The sequence below is a fragment of the Komagataeibacter xylinus genome (assembly GCF_031081985.1).
Lineage (GTDB): Bacteria > Pseudomonadota > Alphaproteobacteria > Acetobacterales > Acetobacteraceae > Komagataeibacter > Komagataeibacter xylinus_E.
Map to the genome: position 1 here is coordinate 23867 of NZ_JARWSK010000006.1, position 18793 is coordinate 42659.

The 18793-nt window shown below is 63.0% G+C and carries 17 protein-coding genes and 1 tRNA gene; 8 read left to right on the forward strand and 10 right to left on the reverse strand.

The window, feature by feature from the left end:
• Positions 1-32: 32 nt before the first annotated feature.
• From QEG70_RS11990 to QEG70_RS12005, 4 genes are all read left to right on the forward strand, one after another.
• The gene (locus QEG70_RS11990) at positions 33-305 is read left to right on the forward strand and encodes a hypothetical protein (RefSeq protein WP_130731244.1); all 273 of its coding nucleotides are present in this window, start codon (positions 33-35) and stop codon (positions 303-305) included.
• Positions 302-610: a hypothetical protein gene (locus QEG70_RS11995; protein ID WP_308720891.1), complete on the forward strand. Its 309-nt coding sequence runs from the start codon at positions 302-304 to the stop codon at positions 608-610. Before QEG70_RS11990 ends, QEG70_RS11995 begins: the two co-directional genes overlap by 4 nt.
• On the forward strand, positions 607-3201 hold the full coding sequence (locus tag QEG70_RS12000; RefSeq protein ID WP_308720892.1) for a DUF927 domain-containing protein: 2595 nt from the start codon (positions 607-609) through the stop codon (positions 3199-3201). Before QEG70_RS11995 ends, QEG70_RS12000 begins: the two co-directional genes overlap by 4 nt.
• Before the next feature lie 315 nt (positions 3202-3516).
• Positions 3517-4209 carry a hypothetical protein gene (locus QEG70_RS12005; protein WP_308720893.1) on the forward strand — a complete coding sequence of 231 codons (693 nt, stop codon included), beginning with the start codon at positions 3517-3519 and terminating at the stop codon, positions 4207-4209.
• Between the two features lie 171 nt (positions 4210-4380).
• Here QEG70_RS12005 and QEG70_RS12010 read toward each other — a convergent pair whose 3' ends face one another.
• Positions 4381-4653, reverse strand: coding sequence for a helix-turn-helix transcriptional regulator (locus QEG70_RS12010; protein ID WP_308720894.1), 273 nt, complete (start codon positions 4651-4653; stop codon positions 4381-4383).
• Positions 4654-4665: 12 nt separating this feature from the next.
• On the reverse strand, positions 4666-5124 hold the full coding sequence (locus tag QEG70_RS12015; protein ID WP_308720895.1) for a hypothetical protein: 459 nt from the start codon (positions 5122-5124) through the stop codon (positions 4666-4668).
• A gap of 286 nt (positions 5125-5410) precedes the next feature.
• Between QEG70_RS12015 and QEG70_RS12020 the strand changes: the two genes are divergently transcribed.
• The 3 genes from QEG70_RS12020 (at position 5411) to QEG70_RS12030 (ending at position 7098) form a co-directional block, all read left to right on the forward strand.
• Entirely contained in the window at positions 5411-5773 is a 363-nt protein-coding gene (locus tag QEG70_RS12020) for a hypothetical protein (RefSeq protein WP_308720896.1), read from the forward strand.
• A gap of 383 nt (positions 5774-6156) precedes the next feature.
• Complete coding sequence (locus QEG70_RS12025) at positions 6157-6705, forward strand: recombinase family protein (protein WP_308720897.1); 549 nt, start codon at positions 6157-6159, stop codon at positions 6703-6705.
• 48 nt (positions 6706-6753) lie between these two features.
• A complete protein-coding gene (locus QEG70_RS12030) occupies positions 6754-7098 on the forward strand; it encodes a hypothetical protein (RefSeq protein ID WP_308720898.1) in 345 nt (114 codons plus the stop codon).
• Positions 7099-7154: 56 nt separating this feature from the next.
• On the opposite strand, the gene QEG70_RS12035 is transcribed toward QEG70_RS12030, so the two are convergent.
• Both QEG70_RS12035 and QEG70_RS12040 read right to left on the reverse strand, forming a co-directional pair.
• A complete protein-coding gene (locus QEG70_RS12035) occupies positions 7155-7604 on the reverse strand; it encodes a hypothetical protein (RefSeq protein ID WP_308720899.1) in 450 nt (149 codons plus the stop codon).
• Positions 7605-8283: 679 nt separating this feature from the next.
• A tRNA-Asn gene (locus QEG70_RS12040) sits at positions 8284-8359 on the reverse strand.
• 145 nt (positions 8360-8504) lie between these two features.
• On the opposite strand from QEG70_RS12040, the gene QEG70_RS12045 reads away from it, so the two are divergent.
• A complete protein-coding gene (locus tag QEG70_RS12045; RefSeq protein WP_308720900.1) occupies positions 8505-9587 on the forward strand; it encodes an ABC transporter substrate-binding protein in 1083 nt (360 codons plus the stop codon).
• A gap of 174 nt (positions 9588-9761) precedes the next feature.
• Here QEG70_RS12045 and QEG70_RS12050 read toward each other — a convergent pair whose 3' ends face one another.
• From QEG70_RS12050 to recN, 6 genes are all read right to left on the reverse strand, one after another.
• Positions 9762-10700: an ABC transporter permease gene (locus QEG70_RS12050; RefSeq protein ID WP_308720901.1), complete on the reverse strand. Its 939-nt coding sequence runs from the start codon at positions 10698-10700 to the stop codon at positions 9762-9764.
• Positions 10697-11761, reverse strand: coding sequence for an ABC transporter permease (locus QEG70_RS12055; RefSeq protein ID WP_308720902.1), 1065 nt, complete (start codon positions 11759-11761; stop codon positions 10697-10699). The genes QEG70_RS12050 and QEG70_RS12055 overlap by 4 nt, the downstream gene beginning before the upstream one ends.
• Positions 11761-13320, reverse strand: coding sequence for an ABC transporter ATP-binding protein (locus QEG70_RS12060; RefSeq protein WP_308721103.1), 1560 nt, complete (start codon positions 13318-13320; stop codon positions 11761-11763). Before QEG70_RS12060 ends, QEG70_RS12055 begins: the two co-directional genes overlap by 1 nt.
• Positions 13321-13348: 28 nt before the next feature.
• A complete protein-coding gene (locus QEG70_RS12065) occupies positions 13349-14476 on the reverse strand; it encodes a BMP family ABC transporter substrate-binding protein (RefSeq protein WP_308720903.1) in 1128 nt (375 codons plus the stop codon).
• Between the two features lie 423 nt (positions 14477-14899).
• A complete protein-coding gene (ligA, locus tag QEG70_RS12070) occupies positions 14900-17047 on the reverse strand; it encodes an NAD-dependent DNA ligase LigA (protein WP_308720904.1) in 2148 nt (715 codons plus the stop codon).
• Position 17048: 1 nt separating this feature from the next.
• A complete protein-coding gene (gene recN / locus QEG70_RS12075; protein ID WP_308720905.1) occupies positions 17049-18770 on the reverse strand; it encodes a DNA repair protein RecN in 1722 nt (573 codons plus the stop codon).
• Positions 18771-18793: the final 23 nt, after the last annotated feature.

Below are 18793 nucleotides of genomic sequence, written 5' to 3' on the forward strand. Positions count from 1 at the left end.
CTCCTTCTGGCCGTCTGGCCGGAGGTGCGCGCATGAGCCAAACCACTGCTTTTGACGCCGCCACGCGCCAGCAGATGGTGCGGGCCATGACGCGCGACTACCTCGATCAGCTGGAACGCTGCATCGCACAGGACCCTCCCCCCTTGGGTGAGGGGCGCAGTATTGCCCAGTGCGCGGCGTTCTCCGCCATGAGCCACCTTCTGGGGCTGGAACTGGAGCGTGCCGGACCACAGGCCCTTGAGGTGCTGGTCGGCGCGGCGACCATCATGCGCGATGTGGCGCTGGGGCGGGAGCTGCAGCCATGACCCAGCACCGTATCGACTTCGAGCGTATCAATCGTGCCGCCCTGGCCGCATTGCCTGCCCTGCTGGGGCGCTGGCTGCCGGACGGCAAGCGTGAAGGCCACGAATGGGTGGCTCGCAATCCCCGGCGCGGCGACCGCGAACCGGGCTCCTTCAAGGTGAACATGAATACCTGCCGCTGGTCTGACTTTGCCACGGGCGACCGGGGCGGTGATCCCGTATCGCTGGCCGCCTACCTGTTCAATATCCGCCAGGGCGAGGCCGCAGCCCGTCTGGCGACCATGTTGGGGCTGGGAGGTGACGCATGAACGAAACCGACATGCCTACCGATTACACCGATCCCGCACCTGATCCGCATATCCCCGTGCCTGCCACCTCCGTCGATAATTTCGGCAATGTCACTGACCTTACACCCGGCATTGAAACCGCCTTTGCCCCGCTGTCGGAGGTCGAGTGGCAGGGAACAGCCCCCGCAGACGATGGGCGCGAGGTATGGGAACCTGTCAGCCCCGCACCGTGCGCGCCAGACATGCCGCGTGGCGCCTCCGCCATGTGGGTCTACCGCGATGCGGACGGCCAGCCGCTCTGTGCCCGTTTCCGCAAGGATGACGGTGCTGGTGGTAAGGTGGTGCTGCCCCTGGCCTACGGCCGCCGGGTCTGGACTGATAACCGTGGCAACCGCCGCGATGCGACGGGCTGGCACTGGAAGCAGGGTGCAAAGCCGCTACCGCTCTATGGGCTGGACCAGCTTGCTGCCTTTGGGGATGCTCCCGTGCTGCTGGTGGAAGGCGAAAAGACAGCGGAGGCGGCCGGCCGCCTGTTTCCCGATTTCGTGGTCATGACCTCGCAGGGTGGCAGCAAGGCGGCGGCCAACAATGACTGGTCGCCCCTGGCCGGGCGGAGCGTCACCATCTGGCCGGACAATGACGATGCGGGTCAGTCCTGGGCAGATGATGTGATCCGTTTGCTGCGCGAAGCAGGGGGAGGGATCACGCGCAAGGTCGAACTGCCGACCGGCCTGCCGCCGGGGTGGGATCTGGCAGACGACCTGCCATTCGACATGACACAGGGCGACGACGTGCCGGATATGGAGATCCTGCGCCCGCTGCTGGACAAGGCCCCGCTGGCCGCGCCCAACGTGGAAATGCCCCACGGCTATTACATGAACCGCTTCGGCCTGAACTTCATGCCCGAGGCCACAGGCGACCTGCCGCCATCCCCTGTCTGGATTGCAGCGCCCTTCGATGTGGTGGCTGAAACCAATGACGGCACCGGGCAGGCATGGGGCCTTCTGATCCGCTGGGCAGACCGCGACCACCGCCCGCACCAGTGGGCCATCCCCAAGAAGCTGGTGCATGGCGAGGGTAAGGAGATCGCCGGTGAGTTGGAAGATGCCGGGCTGAACTGCTCCATTTCCGCCACGCGCCACCTCCGCCAGTTTATCGCCAGCGTGAAGACCCGCACCCGCCTGCGCTGCGTGGACCGGGCCGGATGGCATGCCACCAGCAGCGGGCCAGCCTTTATCTTGCCCGGCGGGGTGACAATGGGCAGCGGTGCGCGCGCCGTGGTGTTCCAGTCCACTCGTGCCGCCATCGGGCAGGAGTTCGCCACGGCTGGCACCCTGGCCGAATGGCAGCGCGAGGTGGCGGCCTATGCCGTGGGCAACAGCCGTCTTGCCCTGTTCCTGTCCGCAGCCTTCGCCGGGCCGCTTCTGGATATCGCAGGTGAGCAGTCTGGCGGCATCCATCTGGTCGGCAAGTCCCAGTCCGGCAAGTCCACCTCCGCCTATATTGCAGGCAGCGTGTGGGGGCGTGGCGACCGTGATGGTCAGATCCGTGCATGGCGCGGCACGGCCAACGGGCTGGAAGGCGTGGCGTCCGAAACCTCCGATACCGTCCTGATCCTTGACGAGATGGGGCAGGCCGACAGCCGCGAGGTCGGGGACATCATCTACATGCTGGCCAACAACACCGGGAAGATGCGCGCCGGGCGCAGCGGCAATGCCCGCACCCGCAAGACATGGCGGGTGTTCTTCCTCTCGACCGGCGAGGTCACCCTGGCCGCGAAGATGGGCGAGGCAGGCAAGCGCACGATGGCCGGGCAGGAGGTGCGCCTCGTGAACATCTCCGCCGATGCCGGGGCCGGGATGGGCGCATTCGAGAACCTGCACGATATGGAATCCGGCGGCGCACTGTCCGACCACCTGCGTGTGGCTTCGCGCACCTGGTATGGCACGGCGTCACGGGCCTTCCTGTCGCGTCTGGCGCAGGACCGCGGCAATGATGCGGAGGGACTGCTTGAGGCCATCAAGGCCATCCGTGCCCGCTTTGACGATGCCTTCCTGCCCGAAGGGGCTGATGGTCAGGTGCGCAGCGTGTCGGCCCGCTTTTCCCTGATCGCGGCAGGCGGTGAACTGGCGGCCGGATATGGCGTGCTGCCCTGGCAGGGTGGCGAGGCCTTTCGCGCGGCGGGTGCGTGCTTCCAGTCATGGCTGGCCGAACGTGGCGGGGCAGGGGCCAGCGAGGACCAGCAGGCCATCGAACAGGTGAGGGCCTTTATCGAGGAGCATGGCGAAAGCCGCTTCACCAACCTCAGTCGTGACACCGGGGGCGAGGTGGTCGCCAACGAGAACATCCGCACCAATTACCGTGCCGGGTTCAAACGGCGTGTTGGCACGCCGGAGGGCGACCAGTGGCAATACCTGCTGCTGCCCGAGATGTTCCGCAAGGAGGTGTGCAAGGGGCTGGATGCCAAGCGGGCGGCCCGTGCGCTGTGTGATGCAGGCTACCTGCTGCCAGATCCATCGGGGCGCATGTCGCAGTCCGTGCGTATCCCCGATGTGGGCCGGTCACGCGTCTATGTCGTCAGCAGCGCGATCATGGGGGATGACGATGCGTGACATTCCCCCGTCCGGCTCCGGGTCAGTGTTTTTGCGGTGTTCCATGTGTTCCACGTGTTCCATCTCTCTGGAACCCGCACAGAACTACCATTTATCACATGTTCAGGGTGGAACACCGCGCAATTTCGCCGGTGTTCCACGTGTTCCAGATGCGGCAAAAACCGGGGTGGTGGAACACGTGGAACACGTTGGCATCTGCTTACGTGTTCCAGCACAAAGCGGAAAATATGGCTGTTTACCGCCATTAAATCGGCATGGAACACCGGGAACACGTGGAACACCGTATTTTTCATGTGTCGGGCCGGAACACGGCATATGGTGAGCCGTAACCTGTCGGACTGGGTGTCCGATCTGCTGCCCCAACTGGCACCGGAGCAGGTGCCAGAAATGGCAATGCCACCCGCCAATGATCCCCAGCCGGTCGATGTGGTTCCTGTCATGCCGTCACCTCCGGCGGAGGGGATTGACCTGTCCAGTGTTACCCATGCCGAGCGCAGGGCGGCGCTGACCGGTTCCGCCATGGCGCTGCTGGGGGAGGCCCGGCATTACGGCGTGTCGGTCGTCGTGCGGTGCGGGCATCCCCGCCTGTCCGGCAAGCTGTCACCCGAAGCCACTGAAACCCGTTTCCTGCATCGGCTGGGTGAAAGCCGCCGGGCGGTGGTGATTGCCGTCGATAGCCTGGCACGTGGATGGTCCGTGGAATGGGATGAAGAATACACCGAATATCGCATCACCCCGCCACGACGGACAGTGACGGCTGATGTTGAACCTTACGTCGTGGATGCCCCAGCCAATCGTAGGCCCGCGTCATGGGTCGATACGGAGGGTAAGCCGGTGCCGGAGGGATCGGTCTGCCAGTGCTGTCGCGGCACGCTGTGGTGGCGCGAGATGATGCGCCCGCAAGGATGGCGCTGCCGGACCTGCCACCCACCGACCGGGTCTGTGCCGGTCACCGAACAGGATACCCGTGAGAGGGCTGACGGCGCACCCGCAAGGATTGCATCATGAGCGACAAGGATGAAACGCACCTGATCCGCAGCGTGAAGGGGCGCACCATACCCGGGCAAGTTCCCTGATGATGAGATCCTGCGAAACCAATGTGCGGGTGGCACGGGCAGCCATTGCGTTCTGAACGGCGCTTTCAATGTCTACATTTGCCAGCAGGCGCGCGCCTTTCCGTCACTTTTTATGCCGGTGTCTATAATTGCGGTTTTCTTCACAAATCTTGGCAACAATAGCGTCCATGTCTTGCTTTTTTTTCGCAGTGTCGCTGCCTTCAAGCATTTTTTTATCAACTTCATGCCTGTCCCACCGCGGCGAGCGTGGGCCGAGGTGATAATTCGTCTGTGGCAGTTTTCCTGCTTGCTGAAGATAGCGAACACGATTGGGACTGATTGAAAGGTAATGAGCCAGTGCCTTTCGATCTAGCCAGCGCGGTAATGCACCATCCATTGTCGCGTCTCCCTATGCACCAAACAAGCGGCTGAAAAATCCCTTCCGTTTGCCTTCTCTGTTCTCGTCGGTGGCCTCGTCAGCTTCGGGCGCATCAGGCAACGTCGAATGGTCCACCAAGGGAGGTTCGCTGCTCGTGGGCACCTCCGTCATGGCGGCCCCCTCATCACCAGTCATGGGCATTTCGGTTGGCTGGGCTTCAGTGCCCTGATCGTTCTGTGTGGGAGCAGTTGCTTCCCGTGCCACCGTGGCGCGCTTGCGATGAATGACCTGTCGCTTCGGCCGGGTCAGTTCATGCTCCTGCCGGACGCGGGCCAGGGTGGTGATGAATGAGCTGAACGTGAGGGACAGCCGCTCCTGTTTCCTAAGCATCTCCCAGACGGCTTCCCGGCTGTATCCATCCTGCATCTTGCGCTCGATCCACGGCAGTCGCTTGCGCATCACGGCGACGGCTTTTCGCTTGATCGGCATGGGCAGGTCGCTCCGCTCAGGGGATGGGGACTATGTTTCAGGCCATTGTGCTGGGTGGCGGGTGCTTTTTCAAATATGTCTCCGTTTTGTGTCCTTAATCTGGTCTATACACAATACGCAGTCCTGATGGACTGTAAGGCATTGAAAAACCTATGATAAAAAATCAAAGCCGCTCAGAAACGGAAAAAAGTTTAATACCAGACCGGCATTTTTCCTTGGGAAACCGCCAACACGGGTAATAAATTTTGACCCGTCCTTTTAGGCAGGTCGAGAACAAGGATTTTCCATGCCAATCATCACCTTCAAAGTGACCGAACAGCAGAAAATGGACCTCGATGCGGTGTGTGGGGCGAACCAGTCCCAATACATTCGCGACGCGGTGTTCAGGCAGGTGGAACAGAGTGAGCGATTGGACAGGATAGAATACCGGCTGTTTGACCTTGAGCGCACTGTCGGGCGTCTGGCGGATAGGCTGGATAGGGCCCATGCCAAGCCGGACGCACCCGTGAAGGCAGACGTGTCGCCGGAGGTTATGGGGATGCTGGCCGAGGTAGTGCTGCAGTTGCGTGGCATCATACAGCCGGGCAAGACGACCTCCGCCATAGCGAGTGTGAAGCAGGGGGGCTGGCCTCCGCTGAGTATCAGGTAAGACCAACCGACCCGTGCCGCCGTGGCTGGTTGGGAACAGGAACACGGAAAGCTTGTTCCTTGTAGCCCGCACCTTACTTGCAATGACCCACAAGGATACTGCGCCTGCCACATAGACGGGCTGGCCTCGCGCGCGCGTTTTAGGGAATGAAAAAATTGCGGGTGGCTGAAGAAGTGATCCCCCGGAATGGGCATGAAGCCCGGATGATATGTCCCGGTGCTTCCCGGTGCGTCTGTGTGTTCCAGAAGGGTATACCGATACGGTGCAACGGAGCGGAACACCCGAATGGCGGCTTTCCGTGTTCCATTAGGGTTGTCCAATTGCAAATGGAACATTATGGATGAAGGTCTAGACCCAAACGGAACACTTTTAGGGATCACACCATGCGATACGGATATGCCCGCGTCTCGACCATCGACCAGAACGCTGCCGTGCAGGAGGAAGCACTCACCAACGCCGGGTGCGACATGATCCGCGTCGAGAAAAAATCCGGCACGAGCAGGGAAGGGCGGTCCGAACTGGAAACGCTGCTGGCCTTCCTCCGGGAGGGTGATGTTCTGGTGGTGACGCGCATAGACCGGCTGGCCCGTTCCATAGCTGACCTGCAAACCATCATCGCTGAGGTGAAGGCCAAGGGGGCACAACTGCAATGCACCGAGCAGCCCGTCGATACCGGCACGGCGGCCGGCAAGGCGTTCCTCGATATGCTGGGGGTGTTCGCGGAGTTCGAGACCAACCTCCGCAAGGAGCGCCAGATGGAAGGGATCGCGGCGGCCAAGGAGCGCGGTGTCTATAAGGGGCGCAGGCCATCCATCGACCGCGACCAGATCCATGCAATGAGCGCGGAGGGGATCAGCCCGACCGAGATCGCCCGACGGCTGGGAATTGGTCGCACGTCTGTTTATCGGTGCTTGGGAAAGGTCGTGGGATGATAAGGATTGATGCGCAGATAATCGGCAATGTCAGAGGAATAGCCAGGCATGAAGATAAGGTTTTGGGGCGTGATATTCATGCTGGCCCCTCAGATGGCGCTTGCGGCGTCACCAGTTACGTTTGATCCGGTACCGGCAAAGTGTGCGGACTGGAGCAAGGAAAAACATACCCCTGTTGATCTTTATATCGCCGGGATGGTCAGCGGGATGAACACGGTTTCAGCCGCTGATACGGCCTTTCATATTTCCGACCGATACCCGCAGGTTGGCCAGAAAGTTGGCTTTGACGGTATCGTTTCAGCGGTAGCCCTGAAATGTTCAGAACACCCGGGAAAGACCATTCAGGAAGCCATTATTGACGTGTGGTTTGAGCTGGGGCGCAAGGGGGAATGAGCCACCGCCTCATCATGCGGTAAAATAATACCGCACATGATGGCAGGCGATAATCCTCAGATCCCATCCTGACCTGTAGTGAGCGCCTGTGCGACGGAAGATGTCGTGCCAGAGCCTCCAAAGGGATCGACGGTATTCACCTCATTATCCGAGAAGGGATCAAAGCCCTGATAGGCGTTCAGGTGCGGATTGGCCGCATTGGTGCCCTTGCCGCCAAACGGGTCTGTTTCCTGCTGCTGTTGCTGCTGGAACTGTCTTTGTTGCTGTAGGGCCTGCCGCTGGTAATACCCATTTACGAAGGACGACAGCATATTGCCGATCCCTTGGGGCGCGCCGCCGCCAGTGGCAGCCGGTGCGACCATTCCACTGATGGGCATGGTTGCGCCCATAGTTGGCTGCATGGGCTGGTTATTAGCTTGGGCAATCTGGGCAAGCTGCCCCATCTGATCGCCGCTGACCGACTGGATGGGTACAAGCTGGCCGTTCTGGATAGTGAGGAACTGCATGGCGGTTACTGCCGGTTGCCTTTACGCAGAAAGCTCATGACACTTGCGCTGAGGCCTGGTTGAAATGACCGCGCATCATTCCTTCCGGCTGACCACCAAGGCGCTTGCATATGTCGATTACATTCTGGCGTTTGGTTATGCCGGTAAACCGCTCGACCCGTAGCACGTCGAAAAGATACCAGCTCAAAGCACGAAAGCACCGAAGCCCAGCCGTGTATGCCAATGATAGCACGCATGCCGGGTATTTTCCATTGATCGGAATGCTTTTGAAGCCGAATAGGTCGGCATACCTTTCCCGATCCGATCAAGGACAGTTTTGCTGTTTATTCCGCTGTTCTCAGCAGAGCAAATAGCCATTTTCACGTTCAGTCGCGTTGTTCTCAACGGTGATCGCGCCTCAGCCCACCTGTTATGAGGAACCCATTTCCCCCGTTCCTGTGCTGTATTGTCAGCGCCGCCAAGGCAGAAAGGCACACGTATGCCGTGCCATCCGCAGAGGAAATAGGAAAGGGATGAGAGCCGTTGCGATGGGTTTCGTACGCTGCCAACCCGCGTTCAAACCGGTCTGGACGTGTCAGAACGTCCCCGGAAAGCGCATCGCTCATCATGGGTTTAATCGTGGGTTCAGATTTGAAGAAATCCGTAACCTACTGATTTAATATTAATTTTTAAGGAAAGGTGGCTCCCGAAGTAGGACTCGAACCTACGACCCAGCGATTAACAGTCGCTTGCTCTACCAACTGAGCTATTCGGGATCAGCGTTGGTGAGCAGCTTATAGCCACACTGATGGGGGAGCGTAAACCCCCCTTTTGCACTTTTTTTAAAAAAGGGGAAAAAAGAGAACCCCGGCAGGCTAAAAGAAGGGTAATGCCTTCGCATCTTGGGAGAAACCGCAGCCAATGGTCGAACAGAACAGGGAAGGAAAGCCACGCCAGTTGCTTCGCCGCGCACTCGTGCCCATGCTGGTGGCGGGCGGATGTGCCGTGGTCGGCTCGCAATGGGTGCAGAGCCGCCAGCAGGCGCGGATCGTGCGCCGCGACGATGCCCTGCTCGATGGCCAGCCCCATGACATGACGCTGTCATGGCCCTACGCGCAGTCTTCCACCCTGTATAATGTTGCCCTGCGGCAGGATTTCTTTGTGCAGTACCGCCTGAACGTGCACCTGCGCGAGGGCGTAGCCAACGGACGTGACGCCATTGCCGACCTGCAGGCAGGGCGCGCCATGGCGGCGGTGGCCCCCGTGCTGTCATGGCTGCAGGCATGGCAGGCCAGTCCCGACCTGCCGGTGCGGCTGGTCATGGGGTTGCAGGCGGGCACCTTCCGCCTGCTGGTGCGGCGCAGGCTGCGCATTGCCAAGATCGAGGATCTGGTGGGCCGCCGCATTGCCGTGCTCAATGCCGATATGGCTGACCGGCTGTTCTTTTCCATCATCCTGCGCCGCAAGGGGCTGAACCCTGATACCGCGCCCAACTGGGTCATCCTGCCGCCTGATGAAATTGACGACGCGCTTGCCGCAGGCACGGTCGATGCCGTGGCCCTGCACGACCCGCTTGCCTGGCGGCTGCTGCGCAACCCGGCGCTTGATGTGGTGGAACTGGTCAATAGCGTGAACGGATTATATGCCGGGCGCACCAATCTGGCGCTGGGCCTGTCCACCGATGTGCTGCGTGATACGCCCGGGGCGGCCGTGGCCCTCGTGCTCGCGCTCTATAATGCCGCCCACTGGCTCCCCGCCCACATGGCCGAGGCGGCCAGCCTGCTTGATGGCCGCGTTGATGGCATGCAGCAGGACGCCATATTGCAGATGATGCGCCATGAGGTGCTGGGCATCAGCCCCGTGGGCAATGACCTGAAAACCCAGATCGCGCGTTACGTCGATGAACTCAAGCTGCTCGGCCAGTTCCCCGACAGCCTCAATTCCGCCAGCTATGCCCGCCGTATCTCCGCCGATATCCTGCGTCCTGCCCAGATCCGGCCATAAGAGACTGTTTGAAAAAACAGTTCAGAAAACATCCAGTAATCATAAGAAAGTTTTTGGTGAAGCTTTTTGCCAAAAGCTTCAAAAAATACCGCCTTTTTTTAAAAAAAGGCGGTATCTGAAAATTTTTATTATTTTCTATCAATGAGTTATTTTTTAAACAGCCTCTAAGTCGGCCTAGCGCACGTCGCGGTAATAGGGCTGGGCCAGGGCGGCAGGCGCTGCCATCACCCGGCGCATGCGGTGCCATACCACCACTGGCACGATGATGAAGGCCATGGTGCCAATATAGGGCAGCATGTTGAGGAAGGCGGGGTCAATCGGCCAGTTATGGGCCTGCCCCACAAAGGAAAGCGCCGTGACCAACCCGAACAGAAGGGCCGAGAGGGTAACGATAATGGGCCGGTAGCCCGCAAAGATCACCAGCGCCAGCGCAATCCATCCACGCCCCGCCACCATGCCCTCCGACCAGACCGGCACATAGGTCAGGGTCAGGTAGCCGCCCGCCATGCCCGCCATGGCGCCGCCAAGGGTTACGTACCAAAAGCGCATGGCCATGACCGGAATGCCCGCCGCATCCGCCGCCGCCGGGTTCTCGCCCACCGCGCGCATGTTCAGCCCGTGCCGGGTGCGGAACATGATGAAATGCACCGCCAGCGGCAGCAGCAGGTAAATCGGTATGATCAGGATATTCTGCCCGAACAGCGCCGGGCCGATGATGGGGAGGGAGGATAGCAGCGGAATGCTGACATGCCCGAAGGTCGTCTCCACCGGCTGGCCCGCGTAGCTGTGCCCCAGCGCGGTTGACAGCCCCAGCCCCATGAAGGTCGTGGCCAGCCCGCACAGCACCTGGTTGGCCCGCATCACCACCGCGCCAAAGGCAAACACCATGCCGCCCACGGCGCCCACCATAATGGCCACCAGCAGCCCGACCCAGGGCGAATGCACCGAGGAGACGGTCATCACCGCCGTCACCGCGCCCAGCGCCATGAGGCCCTCGACCCCAAGGTTGGTCACGCCCACGCGCTCGGCCAGCACTTCGCCAAGGGCCGCAAGGGCGAGCACGCCACCGGCCAGCACGGCGGTGGCCAGCATGCCTGTCAGCAGCATGATCATGAGGCTTTTCCCTTCGCGGGCGTGGTGGCCACAGGCCGGTAATGGGCCAGTTCATCGCCAATGGCGATCATGAACAGGATCAGCCCGGTAATGGCGAGAATGACCGAGGCCGAAAGCTGCTGCGTCTGCATGACAATGCCCGAATCAAGGATCAGCGCCATGAGCAGGGCTGCCGGGATCACGTTCAGGCACGACCCGCGCGCCAGCACCGCCACCACAATGCCCAGATAGCCAAAGTTGTTGGCCATGCCGCCCTGCAGCCGGTGCACTGTGCCGGCTACCTCGAACATGCCAGCCAGCCCCGCCAGCCCGCCCGAAAGCAGCATGACCGAGATGATGCGCAGGCGCACCGGAATGCCCGCATAGCGCGCGGCCTCCGGGTTGGCGCCGCCAATGCAGATCTCATACCCCCACCGCGTGCGCGACAGTATGAGCGCCAGCCCCACCACGATCATGATGGCAACCGGAAAACCCCAGTGCACGATGCCCCACATCTCGGGAATGGACACCGAAAGCCGCTGCGTCGAGACCTGCGCGCCGCTTATCCGGTCGCGCCACGGCCCCGTAGTCAGGTAATAGGTAAGGAGTGAGGCGATGAAGTTGAGCAGCAGCGTGGTGATGATCTCGTTCACCCCGGCATAGGCACGGGCCAGCGTGGGCACGGTAATCCACGCCATGCCGCCCAGTATGCCTGCAATGGTCATGAGCGGCAGCATGACCAGCACCGGGCCATGCAGGCCAAGGGCCACGCCGGTCGCGGCAATGGCGCCAGCATAGAACTGACCCTCCGCCCCGATATTCCATAGCCCGATGGTGCCACATACCGTAACCGCCGCCCCTGTGAGCAGCAGCGGGCACATGAACAGCATCAGGTCCTCCAGCCCGAAGCGCGAGCCAAGGGTGGAGCGCAGGATCAGTTCCGCCAGCATGACAGGGCTGTGGCCTGACAGGGCCAGCACGCCCGCGATGATGCACAATGAAAGCGCAATGGCCACCAGCCGCAGGGCAAGAATGCGGCCCGCGGGCGCGGTGGGCAGGCGCTGAAAGGCGCGTGTCGCCATTACTGCGGCCCTCCCGGCTGGAGGCTGGCTGGTTCGCGGCCGCCCATCAGCATGCCAATGGTGGCGATATCCGCATTTTCCGCATCAATCACATCCATCATGCGCCCGTGGAACATCACCCCGATGCGGTCTGACACGTTCAGCAGGTCTTCCAGATCTTCCGAAATGAACACCACGGCCACGCCCTGGTCGCGCAGGTCGGTCAGGTAACCCAGCATGGTGGCAATAGCTCCGATATCCAGCCCGCGCGCGGGGTAGGCAGCCACCAGCACCCGGTTGGCGATGCGGATCTCACGCCGTGCCACCAGCCGCTGCTGGTTGCCGCCCGAAAGGTTGCGGATGGGCATGCCAAAATCGGGAATGCTCACCTGCGCAAGCTCCGCAATGTCATGCGCCAGCACGCCTGCCGCCCCCGCATCATACAGGCCGTGGCGGCCAATCGGGGGTTGGGCATATTCACGCAGCGCCATGTTGGTGGTGATGGACAGCGAGGGCGCAAGTGCGCTGCGCAGCCGGTCCTCGGGGATGTGGCCCACGCCTGCATGGGCAAACAGGGCCGGGTCGGCGCGGTTTACCACGCTGCCATCAAGCACGATCTCGCCTGAAGTGCGGGCCATCAGGCCGGTCAGCACATGGGTCAGTTCGCGCTGGCCGTTGCCCGCAACGCCCGCAATGCCCAGGATCTCGCCGCCATGCAGGTCAAGGCTGACATCGCGCAGCGTCTCCACGCCCCGGTCATCGCGCACGCTGACATGGCGCAGTTGCATGATGGGTTGCGGGGCAATGGGGGCAGCACCTTCGGCGCGCGCGCGCATGTTGCGCCGCACGATGTCGCGCCCCACCATGGTGGCCGCCAGCATGGAGGGATTGCAGTCCGCTGTGCGGAACGTGCCCACCTTGCGCCCGCCGCGCAGGATGCTGACACGGTCCGAAATCTCCATCACCTCGTCAAGCTTGTGGCTGATGATGATGACCGCATTGCCCTGCGCGCGGAAGGCCCGCAGCGCGCGGAACAGCTCGCCCGTCTCCTCCGGCGTCAGCACGGCGGTGGGTTCATCCATGATCAGCAGCCGCGCCCGGCGCGCCAGCACGCGCAGGATTTCAACGCGCTGCTGCTCGCCAGCCGAGAGGTCGGCCACCCGCGCGGCAGGATCGACAGGAAAGCCGAAGCGCTCCGAAATCTCGCGCGTGCGGGCTTCCATCACGGCGGGCGAGGCGAGGCGGGGGGCCTCATCCCAGCCCAGATGGATGTTCTCGGCCACCGTAAAAGCCTGCACCAGCTTGAAGTGCTGGTGCACCATGCCGATGCCCGCGCGGATGGCATCCTGCGGGGAGGCGAAGGTCTGGCCGTAGCCATCGAGGATGATCTCGCCTTCCTCGGGCTGGTAGATGCCGGTCACCACGTTCATGAGCGTGGACTTGCCAGCCCCGTTCTCGCCAAGCAGGGCATGGATCTCGCCCGGCCACACATCAAGGTCCACGTCCTTGTTGGCGATCACGCCGGGGAAGAACTTGCCAATGCCGCGCAACTGCAGCACCGGCGGCGTGCCCGGCGCCATGCCGGAGGGGGCAGCGGGGGAGACAGGGTTATTCAAGGCCCGATACTCCCGCCACCGCCCAGTCGGAGTGATAGATTTCAAGGTCGCTCAGCGCCGTGCCCGCGGGCACGCGCAGGCGGCCATGATTGTCGTATATGGGGCCGACAAAGGGGTTGTGGCCCGCCAGCATGCGCGTGCGCATGTCATCGGCGCGGGCGGCCGCCTCGGGCGGCACGGTCGGCCCCCAGCCGTCGCGGTCCACGCCGTGGCCGAGGGTGAGGAAATGCCCTTCCGGCTGCCATGTGCCCGCCAGCAGGTTACGCACCTGGCTGATGTAATACTCATTGAAGTCGAGGCACACGGAACTGACATAGGCCTGCGGCCCGTAATCGAGCATGCCGGTGTTCCACATGGCCGCCTTCAGCCCGCGCTGTATGGCCACGCGCAGGTAGGCCGGTTCATCCATGATGCCGCACAGGAAATCACACCCGTTATCGGCCAGCGCGGTGGCGGCCTGCGTTGCCGCCTGCGGGTCGAACCAGGCATTGATGGTGATGCTCTGGAGCGTGATGGCCGGGTTGACCGACTGCGCACCCAGCAATGTTGCATTGGCCGAGGCATAGACCGAGGGGATGGGAAACGCGCCCAGGAAGCCGATCTTGTTCGTTTTGGTCATGAGGGCTGCGGCAATACCGATGATATAGCTGGCATACCAGTGCGCCACGTAATACCAGCCCAGGTTGCCGGTTACGTTGGTGCCATCGCATTCCATGAACGCGACATCAGGCGCGCGGTCGGACACATCTTTTATGAAGTCGCCATATTCCGAGGTTGCCATGACCATCTGCGCGCCTTCGGCCACGAACTGGCGGAACAGCCGCGTGGCATCGGCGGAGTAGGGCACGCTTTCCACATAGATGGTGCGCAGTTTGGGGAAGGTGCGGCGCACGGCCTGCACGCCCCGGTCATGCACCATGGACCAGCCGCCATCGGTAATGGGGCCGGTATGGCCAAACGCCACGATGGCGTCGGATTCAGCGAGCGGCCTGCGCCATGCGGGCTGGGCCTGCGCCCGTGCGTGGCGGGGCAGCAGCAGGCTGGAGCCTGCGCCACCCGCAAGGCCCAGCATCTCGCGGCGCGTTGTCAGCAGCCGCCCCCGCGACCCTGAAACTGTCATAAGATGTCATCCCCCTGAAAAATCGATGCCGCACCCCGCTGCGGCGGCCTGGCGTGCTGGTCGGTCTGGTGCTCCCGCGCGTGTAAGCCCGTGTCTGGTTCCTGCCCAAATGTTACGCGACAGGACCATGCAAGGCCACAGTTATGTTGTGCATCAGGGTGTTGCCTTTTTTCAAAAAGGCGGTGGTTGGTGCAGCCGTTTCAGGTCCGGGGGTGTGGGCAGTGCATGTCATATAAGTCCACGACCCGCGCGGGATCATCAAAATTTCCCCATGGCCGGACCGCAATGACCCCATGCCCGAGCAGGAGCGCGAGCGGGGCCCGGTCATCAATCGCCAGCGTTGTGCAATGTCCGGGCAGGGCAGCATAAAATGCCTGCACTCATGGAAGTGGCCCGCACATGTTTGGCCTGCGGCAAGGCGTGTCAGCCTTCGGCCTGCGGGGCAGGGGGCATGCCCGCAAGAATGCGCCAGCTTGCCTCATCCATCGTATCAATGCCCAGTTCGGCGGCCTTGCGCGCCTTGGAGCCCGCTTTTTCGCCCAGCACCACAAGGTCGGTCTTTTTGGACACGCTATCCGACACCCGTGCTCCCAGCCGCTCGGCCACGGCGCGGGCCTCGGGGCGGGTCATGGTGGTCAGCGTGCCGGTAAACACGATGGTCTTGCCCGAAAGGCTGCCTGCCTCTGGCGCTTCCTCATCAAGCACGCGGGTCAGTTGGCCGGTCAGGTCATCCAGCGTGGCGCGGTTATGGGCCTCGGCAAAGAAGGCGACCAGTTCATCGGCAATGGTGGTGCCGATGCCGGTGATCGAGCCGAGTTCCAGCCGTTCGTCCGATCCCACGATTGCGGCCTTTTCCATCTGCGTGCGCCAGTTGGCCAGCGAGCCGTAATGCCGTGCCAGCAGCTTTGCATTGCTGGTGCCAATGCGGCGGATGCCCAGCGCATAGATCAGGCGCGAGAGTTCAATGGTGCGCCGGGCTTCGATTGCGTTGACCAGATTGCGTGCCGAGACCTTGCCCCAGCCATCACGCGCTGCAATTTCTTCCTCATGCGCGCCAAGGCGGAAGATGTCGGCAGGCGTGCGCAGCCAGCCGAGTTCATGGAACTCGACAATGGTGCGGTCGCCCAGCCCGTCAATATCGAACGCATCGCGTGACACGAAATGGATCAGCCGCTCCACCACCTGCGCGGGGCAGCTCAGCCCGCCCGAGCAGCGCCAGACCACCTCGCCCTCGGGCCGCTCGGCATGCGCGTGGCATATCGGGCAGATATGAGGAAAGTGAAAGGGCTGCGTTTCATGGTCACGCGGCAGCACCACGCCAGTGACCTGCGGGATCACGTCGCCTGCGCGCTGCACATGCACAAGGTCGCCCTCGCGGATGTCCTTGCGTGCGATTTCATCCTCATTATGCAGGCTGGCGCGGGTCACGATCACGCCGCCTACATTGACCGGCTCCAAAAAGGCCACCGGCGTCAGCGCCCCGGTGCGACCCACCTGAATGTCGATCTTTTCCAGCCGGGTGATGGCCTGCTCGGCGGGGAATTTCCACGCGATCGCCCACCGTGGGGCACGGCCCGCAAAGCCCAGGCGTTCCTGTAGCGTGCGGTCGTCGAGCTTGTACACCACGCCGTCAATGTCGTAATCCAGCCCCGAGCGCTCGCGCGTCAGGCGCTCCATGAAGGCTTCGGCGGCCTGCGCGTCCGGCACCTGCGTGCTCAGCGGATTGACGCGAAAGCCCCATTTGGCAAGCTGTTCCAGATAGCCATGATGAGTTGCAGGTAGCGGGCCATCGCAATAGCCCGCAGCATAGGCAAACAGCGAGAGCGGGCGTTTGGCTGTGATGGTGGGGTCAAGCTGGCGCAGCGAGCCTGCGGCGGCATTGCGCGGGTTGGCAAAGGGTTTTTCGCCCGCCGCTTCCTGCGCTGCATTCAGGTCAAGGAATGCCTGCTTGGAGAGGAAGATCTCGCCCCGGATCTCGATCGTGTCAGGGTAGGGGGCGGGAAGCTGGTCGGGAATATCGCGCAGCGTGCGCAAATTGGCGGTCACGTCCTCGCCTTCCGTGCCGTCGCCGCGCGTGGTGCCGCGCACGAAGCGCCCCTGCGCGTAGGTCAGGCTGATCGACAGGCCATCAATTTTGGGTTCCGCCACGAAGGAAAGTGCCTGCGCCTGCTCCTCGCCCAGACCCAGGAAGCGGGCGATGCGGCTGATAAACCCCTCGAATTCCTCGCGCGAGAACACGTTGTCCAGTGACAGCATGGGCACCATGTGCCGGTGGCGGCGGAAGGGACCGTTGGCGGGCGCGCCCACCGTGGCGCTGGGGCTGTTGGCCTGGGCGTGATGGGGAAATACCAGTTCCAGCCGCGTGTTCAGGCGGCGCAGCGCGTCATAGGTGGCATCATCGACCACCGGCGCGTCGTGCTGGTGGTAGGCGGCATCGAGTACGGGCAGCAGGGTGGCAAGCTGCTTGAGCGTGGCGGCCGCACGGGCCTCGGTCTGTGCCTCTGTCGCGTAATCGGCCAGCAGCGCGCGGGCCTGCGCGGCCAGTTCATCGGTCGGGGCGGCTGCGGGCATGTCAGCCCCCTTTCAGCAGGCTGTCAGCCGCGGCACGGGCGGCGGGGGTGATGGTGTCGCCTGAAAGCATGCGGGCGATTTCCTCGCGCCTTGCCTGCGCGTCGAGCGGGGCTGCATGGGTTTCGGTGCGGCCCTTGTTCACGCTCTTGCTGATGCGCAGATGGGCATCGCCGCGTGCCGCCACCTGCGGGCTGTGGGTCACGACCAGAACCTGCACGCTGCGGCCCACGGCATAGAGCCGTTCGCCAATGGCCGAGGCTGTAGCGCCCCCAACACCGGAATCGACTTCATCAAACACCAGCGTGGGAATGGCCGAGCGCCCGGCCAGCACCACCTTGAGTGCGAGCATGAGGCGCGAAAGCTCGCCGCCCGAGGCCACCTTGGCCAGAGGCCCCGGCGGCTGGCCGGGATTGGCCGCGATCAGGAACGAGGCCTGTTCCTTGCCGCGTGCGTTCCATGCTTCCGCCTCAAGCGGCACGAGGGATACGATAAAGCGCGCACGCTCCAGCTTGAGTGGCTTGAGTTCGGCCATCACCGCCTGCTCCAGCCTGCGGGCGGCTTTCTCGCGCGCCGCCGTCAGTTCAAGGGCGATTTCCTCAAACCGGGCGCGGGCCTCGGCCACGGTTTTCTCCAGCCCTTCAATGCGGGCATTGCCCGAATCGAGGGCGGACAGCCGTTCGGTAAAGGCAGCGAGCAGCCCCGGCAGTTCCGGCACCGATACGCCATGCTTGCGGGCCTCGGCACGCAGCGCAAACAGGCGTTCCTCGGTCTGTTCGAGCAGGCGCGGGTCGGCCTGTGCGTCAGATGCCAGGCGCGAGAGCATGTTCTCGGCTTCGGCCAGAGCCTCCTCCGCGCGTTCCAGCGCATTGAGGGCTTCCTGTGCGGCTACCTGCTCGGCAGCACCCACGGCCTCGGGATTGAGGTCGGTGGGGGCGGGCAGCAGGCGTTGCAGGGCGCGGCTGGCATTGCGCAGGGCGGATGCCGGGCCGGGGGAGCGCCGGTCGCGCGGCGCAAGGTCGGCCAGCGCTGCGGCAATGGCCTCGGCACGCCGTTCGCCCTGCTGCAGGGCCTGGCGCAGGCCTGCAAGCTGGGCTTCCTCGTCTTCCTGCGGGGCAAGGGTGCCCAGATCATCTACCGCCTGGCGCAGCCAGTCTTCCTCACGCGCGGCATTTTCCATTTCCGCGCGCGCGGTGGCCAGTTCCGCCGTGGCCTCGATCCATGTGCGGTAGGCGCCCGCCACGCGGCCCCGCAGCGGGCCGGGCACGCCAAAGGCATCAAGCAGGTCGAGATGGGTGGCCTGATCGGCCAGGCCCATCTGCTCGTGCTGGCCCTGTATCTCCACCAGAAGGGTGGCGGCGCGGCGCAGCAGGCTGACGGCGACCGGCTGGTCGTTGATATAGGCGCGCGAGCGGCCATCAGTCGTGACCACACGGCGCAGCAGGATCGGCTCGCGTTCATCATCGAGCATGATGCCCTGCTCGCGCAGCAGTTCATGCAGCGGATGGGCGGGTGCGATCTCGAAACTGGCGCTGACACTGGCCTGCCCGCAGCCTGCGCGCACGAGCGAGGCGCTGGCCCGCTCGCCCAGGGCCAGGCCAAGGCTGTCAAGCAGGATGGACTTTCCCGCCCCGGTCTCGCCCGTCAGCACGGTCAGGCCGGGGGGGAAGGCGAGGTCCAGTTTTTCGATCAGGACCACGTCCCGTATCGAGAGCTGTGTCAGCATGATCGGTTCCTGTTCAGCACGAA

Excerpts from the sequence above, each read along its gene's own strand:
- QEG70_RS12015 (WP_308720895.1), bottom strand. The coding sequence starts at position 5,124 with ATGCCGATCAAGCGAAAAGCCGTCGCCGTGATGCGCAAGCGACTGCCG.
- QEG70_RS12065 (WP_308720903.1), bottom strand. The coding sequence starts at position 14,476 with ATGACAGTTTCAGGGTCGCGGGGGCGGCTGCTGACAACGCGCCGCGAG.
- QEG70_RS12025 (WP_308720897.1), top strand. The coding sequence starts at position 6,157 with ATGCGATACGGATATGCCCGCGTCTCGACCATCGACCAGAACGCTGCC.
- QEG70_RS12060 (WP_308721103.1), bottom strand. The coding sequence starts at position 13,320 with ATGGCGCCGGGCACGCCGCCGGTGCTGCAGTTGCGCGGCATTGGCAAG.
- QEG70_RS12030 (WP_308720898.1), top strand. The coding sequence starts at position 6,754 with ATGAAGATAAGGTTTTGGGGCGTGATATTCATGCTGGCCCCTCAGATG.
- recN (WP_308720905.1), bottom strand. The coding sequence starts at position 18,770 with ATGCTGACACAGCTCTCGATACGGGACGTGGTCCTGATCGAAAAACTG.
- QEG70_RS12005 (WP_308720893.1), top strand. The coding sequence starts at position 3,517 with ATGGTGAGCCGTAACCTGTCGGACTGGGTGTCCGATCTGCTGCCCCAA.
- QEG70_RS11995 (WP_308720891.1), top strand. The coding sequence starts at position 302 with ATGACCCAGCACCGTATCGACTTCGAGCGTATCAATCGTGCCGCCCTG.
- QEG70_RS12055 (WP_308720902.1), bottom strand. The coding sequence starts at position 11,761 with ATGGCGACACGCGCCTTTCAGCGCCTGCCCACCGCGCCCGCGGGCCGC.
- ligA (WP_308720904.1), bottom strand. The coding sequence starts at position 17,047 with ATGCCCGCAGCCGCCCCGACCGATGAACTGGCCGCGCAGGCCCGCGCG.
- QEG70_RS12000 (WP_308720892.1), top strand. The coding sequence starts at position 607 with ATGAACGAAACCGACATGCCTACCGATTACACCGATCCCGCACCTGAT.
- QEG70_RS12050 (WP_308720901.1), bottom strand. The coding sequence starts at position 10,700 with ATGATCATGCTGCTGACAGGCATGCTGGCCACCGCCGTGCTGGCCGGT.
- QEG70_RS11990 (WP_130731244.1), top strand. The coding sequence starts at position 33 with ATGAGCCAAACCACTGCTTTTGACGCCGCCACGCGCCAGCAGATGGTG.
- QEG70_RS12035 (WP_308720899.1), bottom strand. The coding sequence starts at position 7,604 with ATGCAGTTCCTCACTATCCAGAACGGCCAGCTTGTACCCATCCAGTCG.
- QEG70_RS12045 (WP_308720900.1), top strand. The coding sequence starts at position 8,505 with ATGGTCGAACAGAACAGGGAAGGAAAGCCACGCCAGTTGCTTCGCCGC.
- QEG70_RS12010 (WP_308720894.1), bottom strand. The coding sequence starts at position 4,653 with ATGGATGGTGCATTACCGCGCTGGCTAGATCGAAAGGCACTGGCTCAT.
- QEG70_RS12020 (WP_308720896.1), top strand. The coding sequence starts at position 5,411 with ATGCCAATCATCACCTTCAAAGTGACCGAACAGCAGAAAATGGACCTC.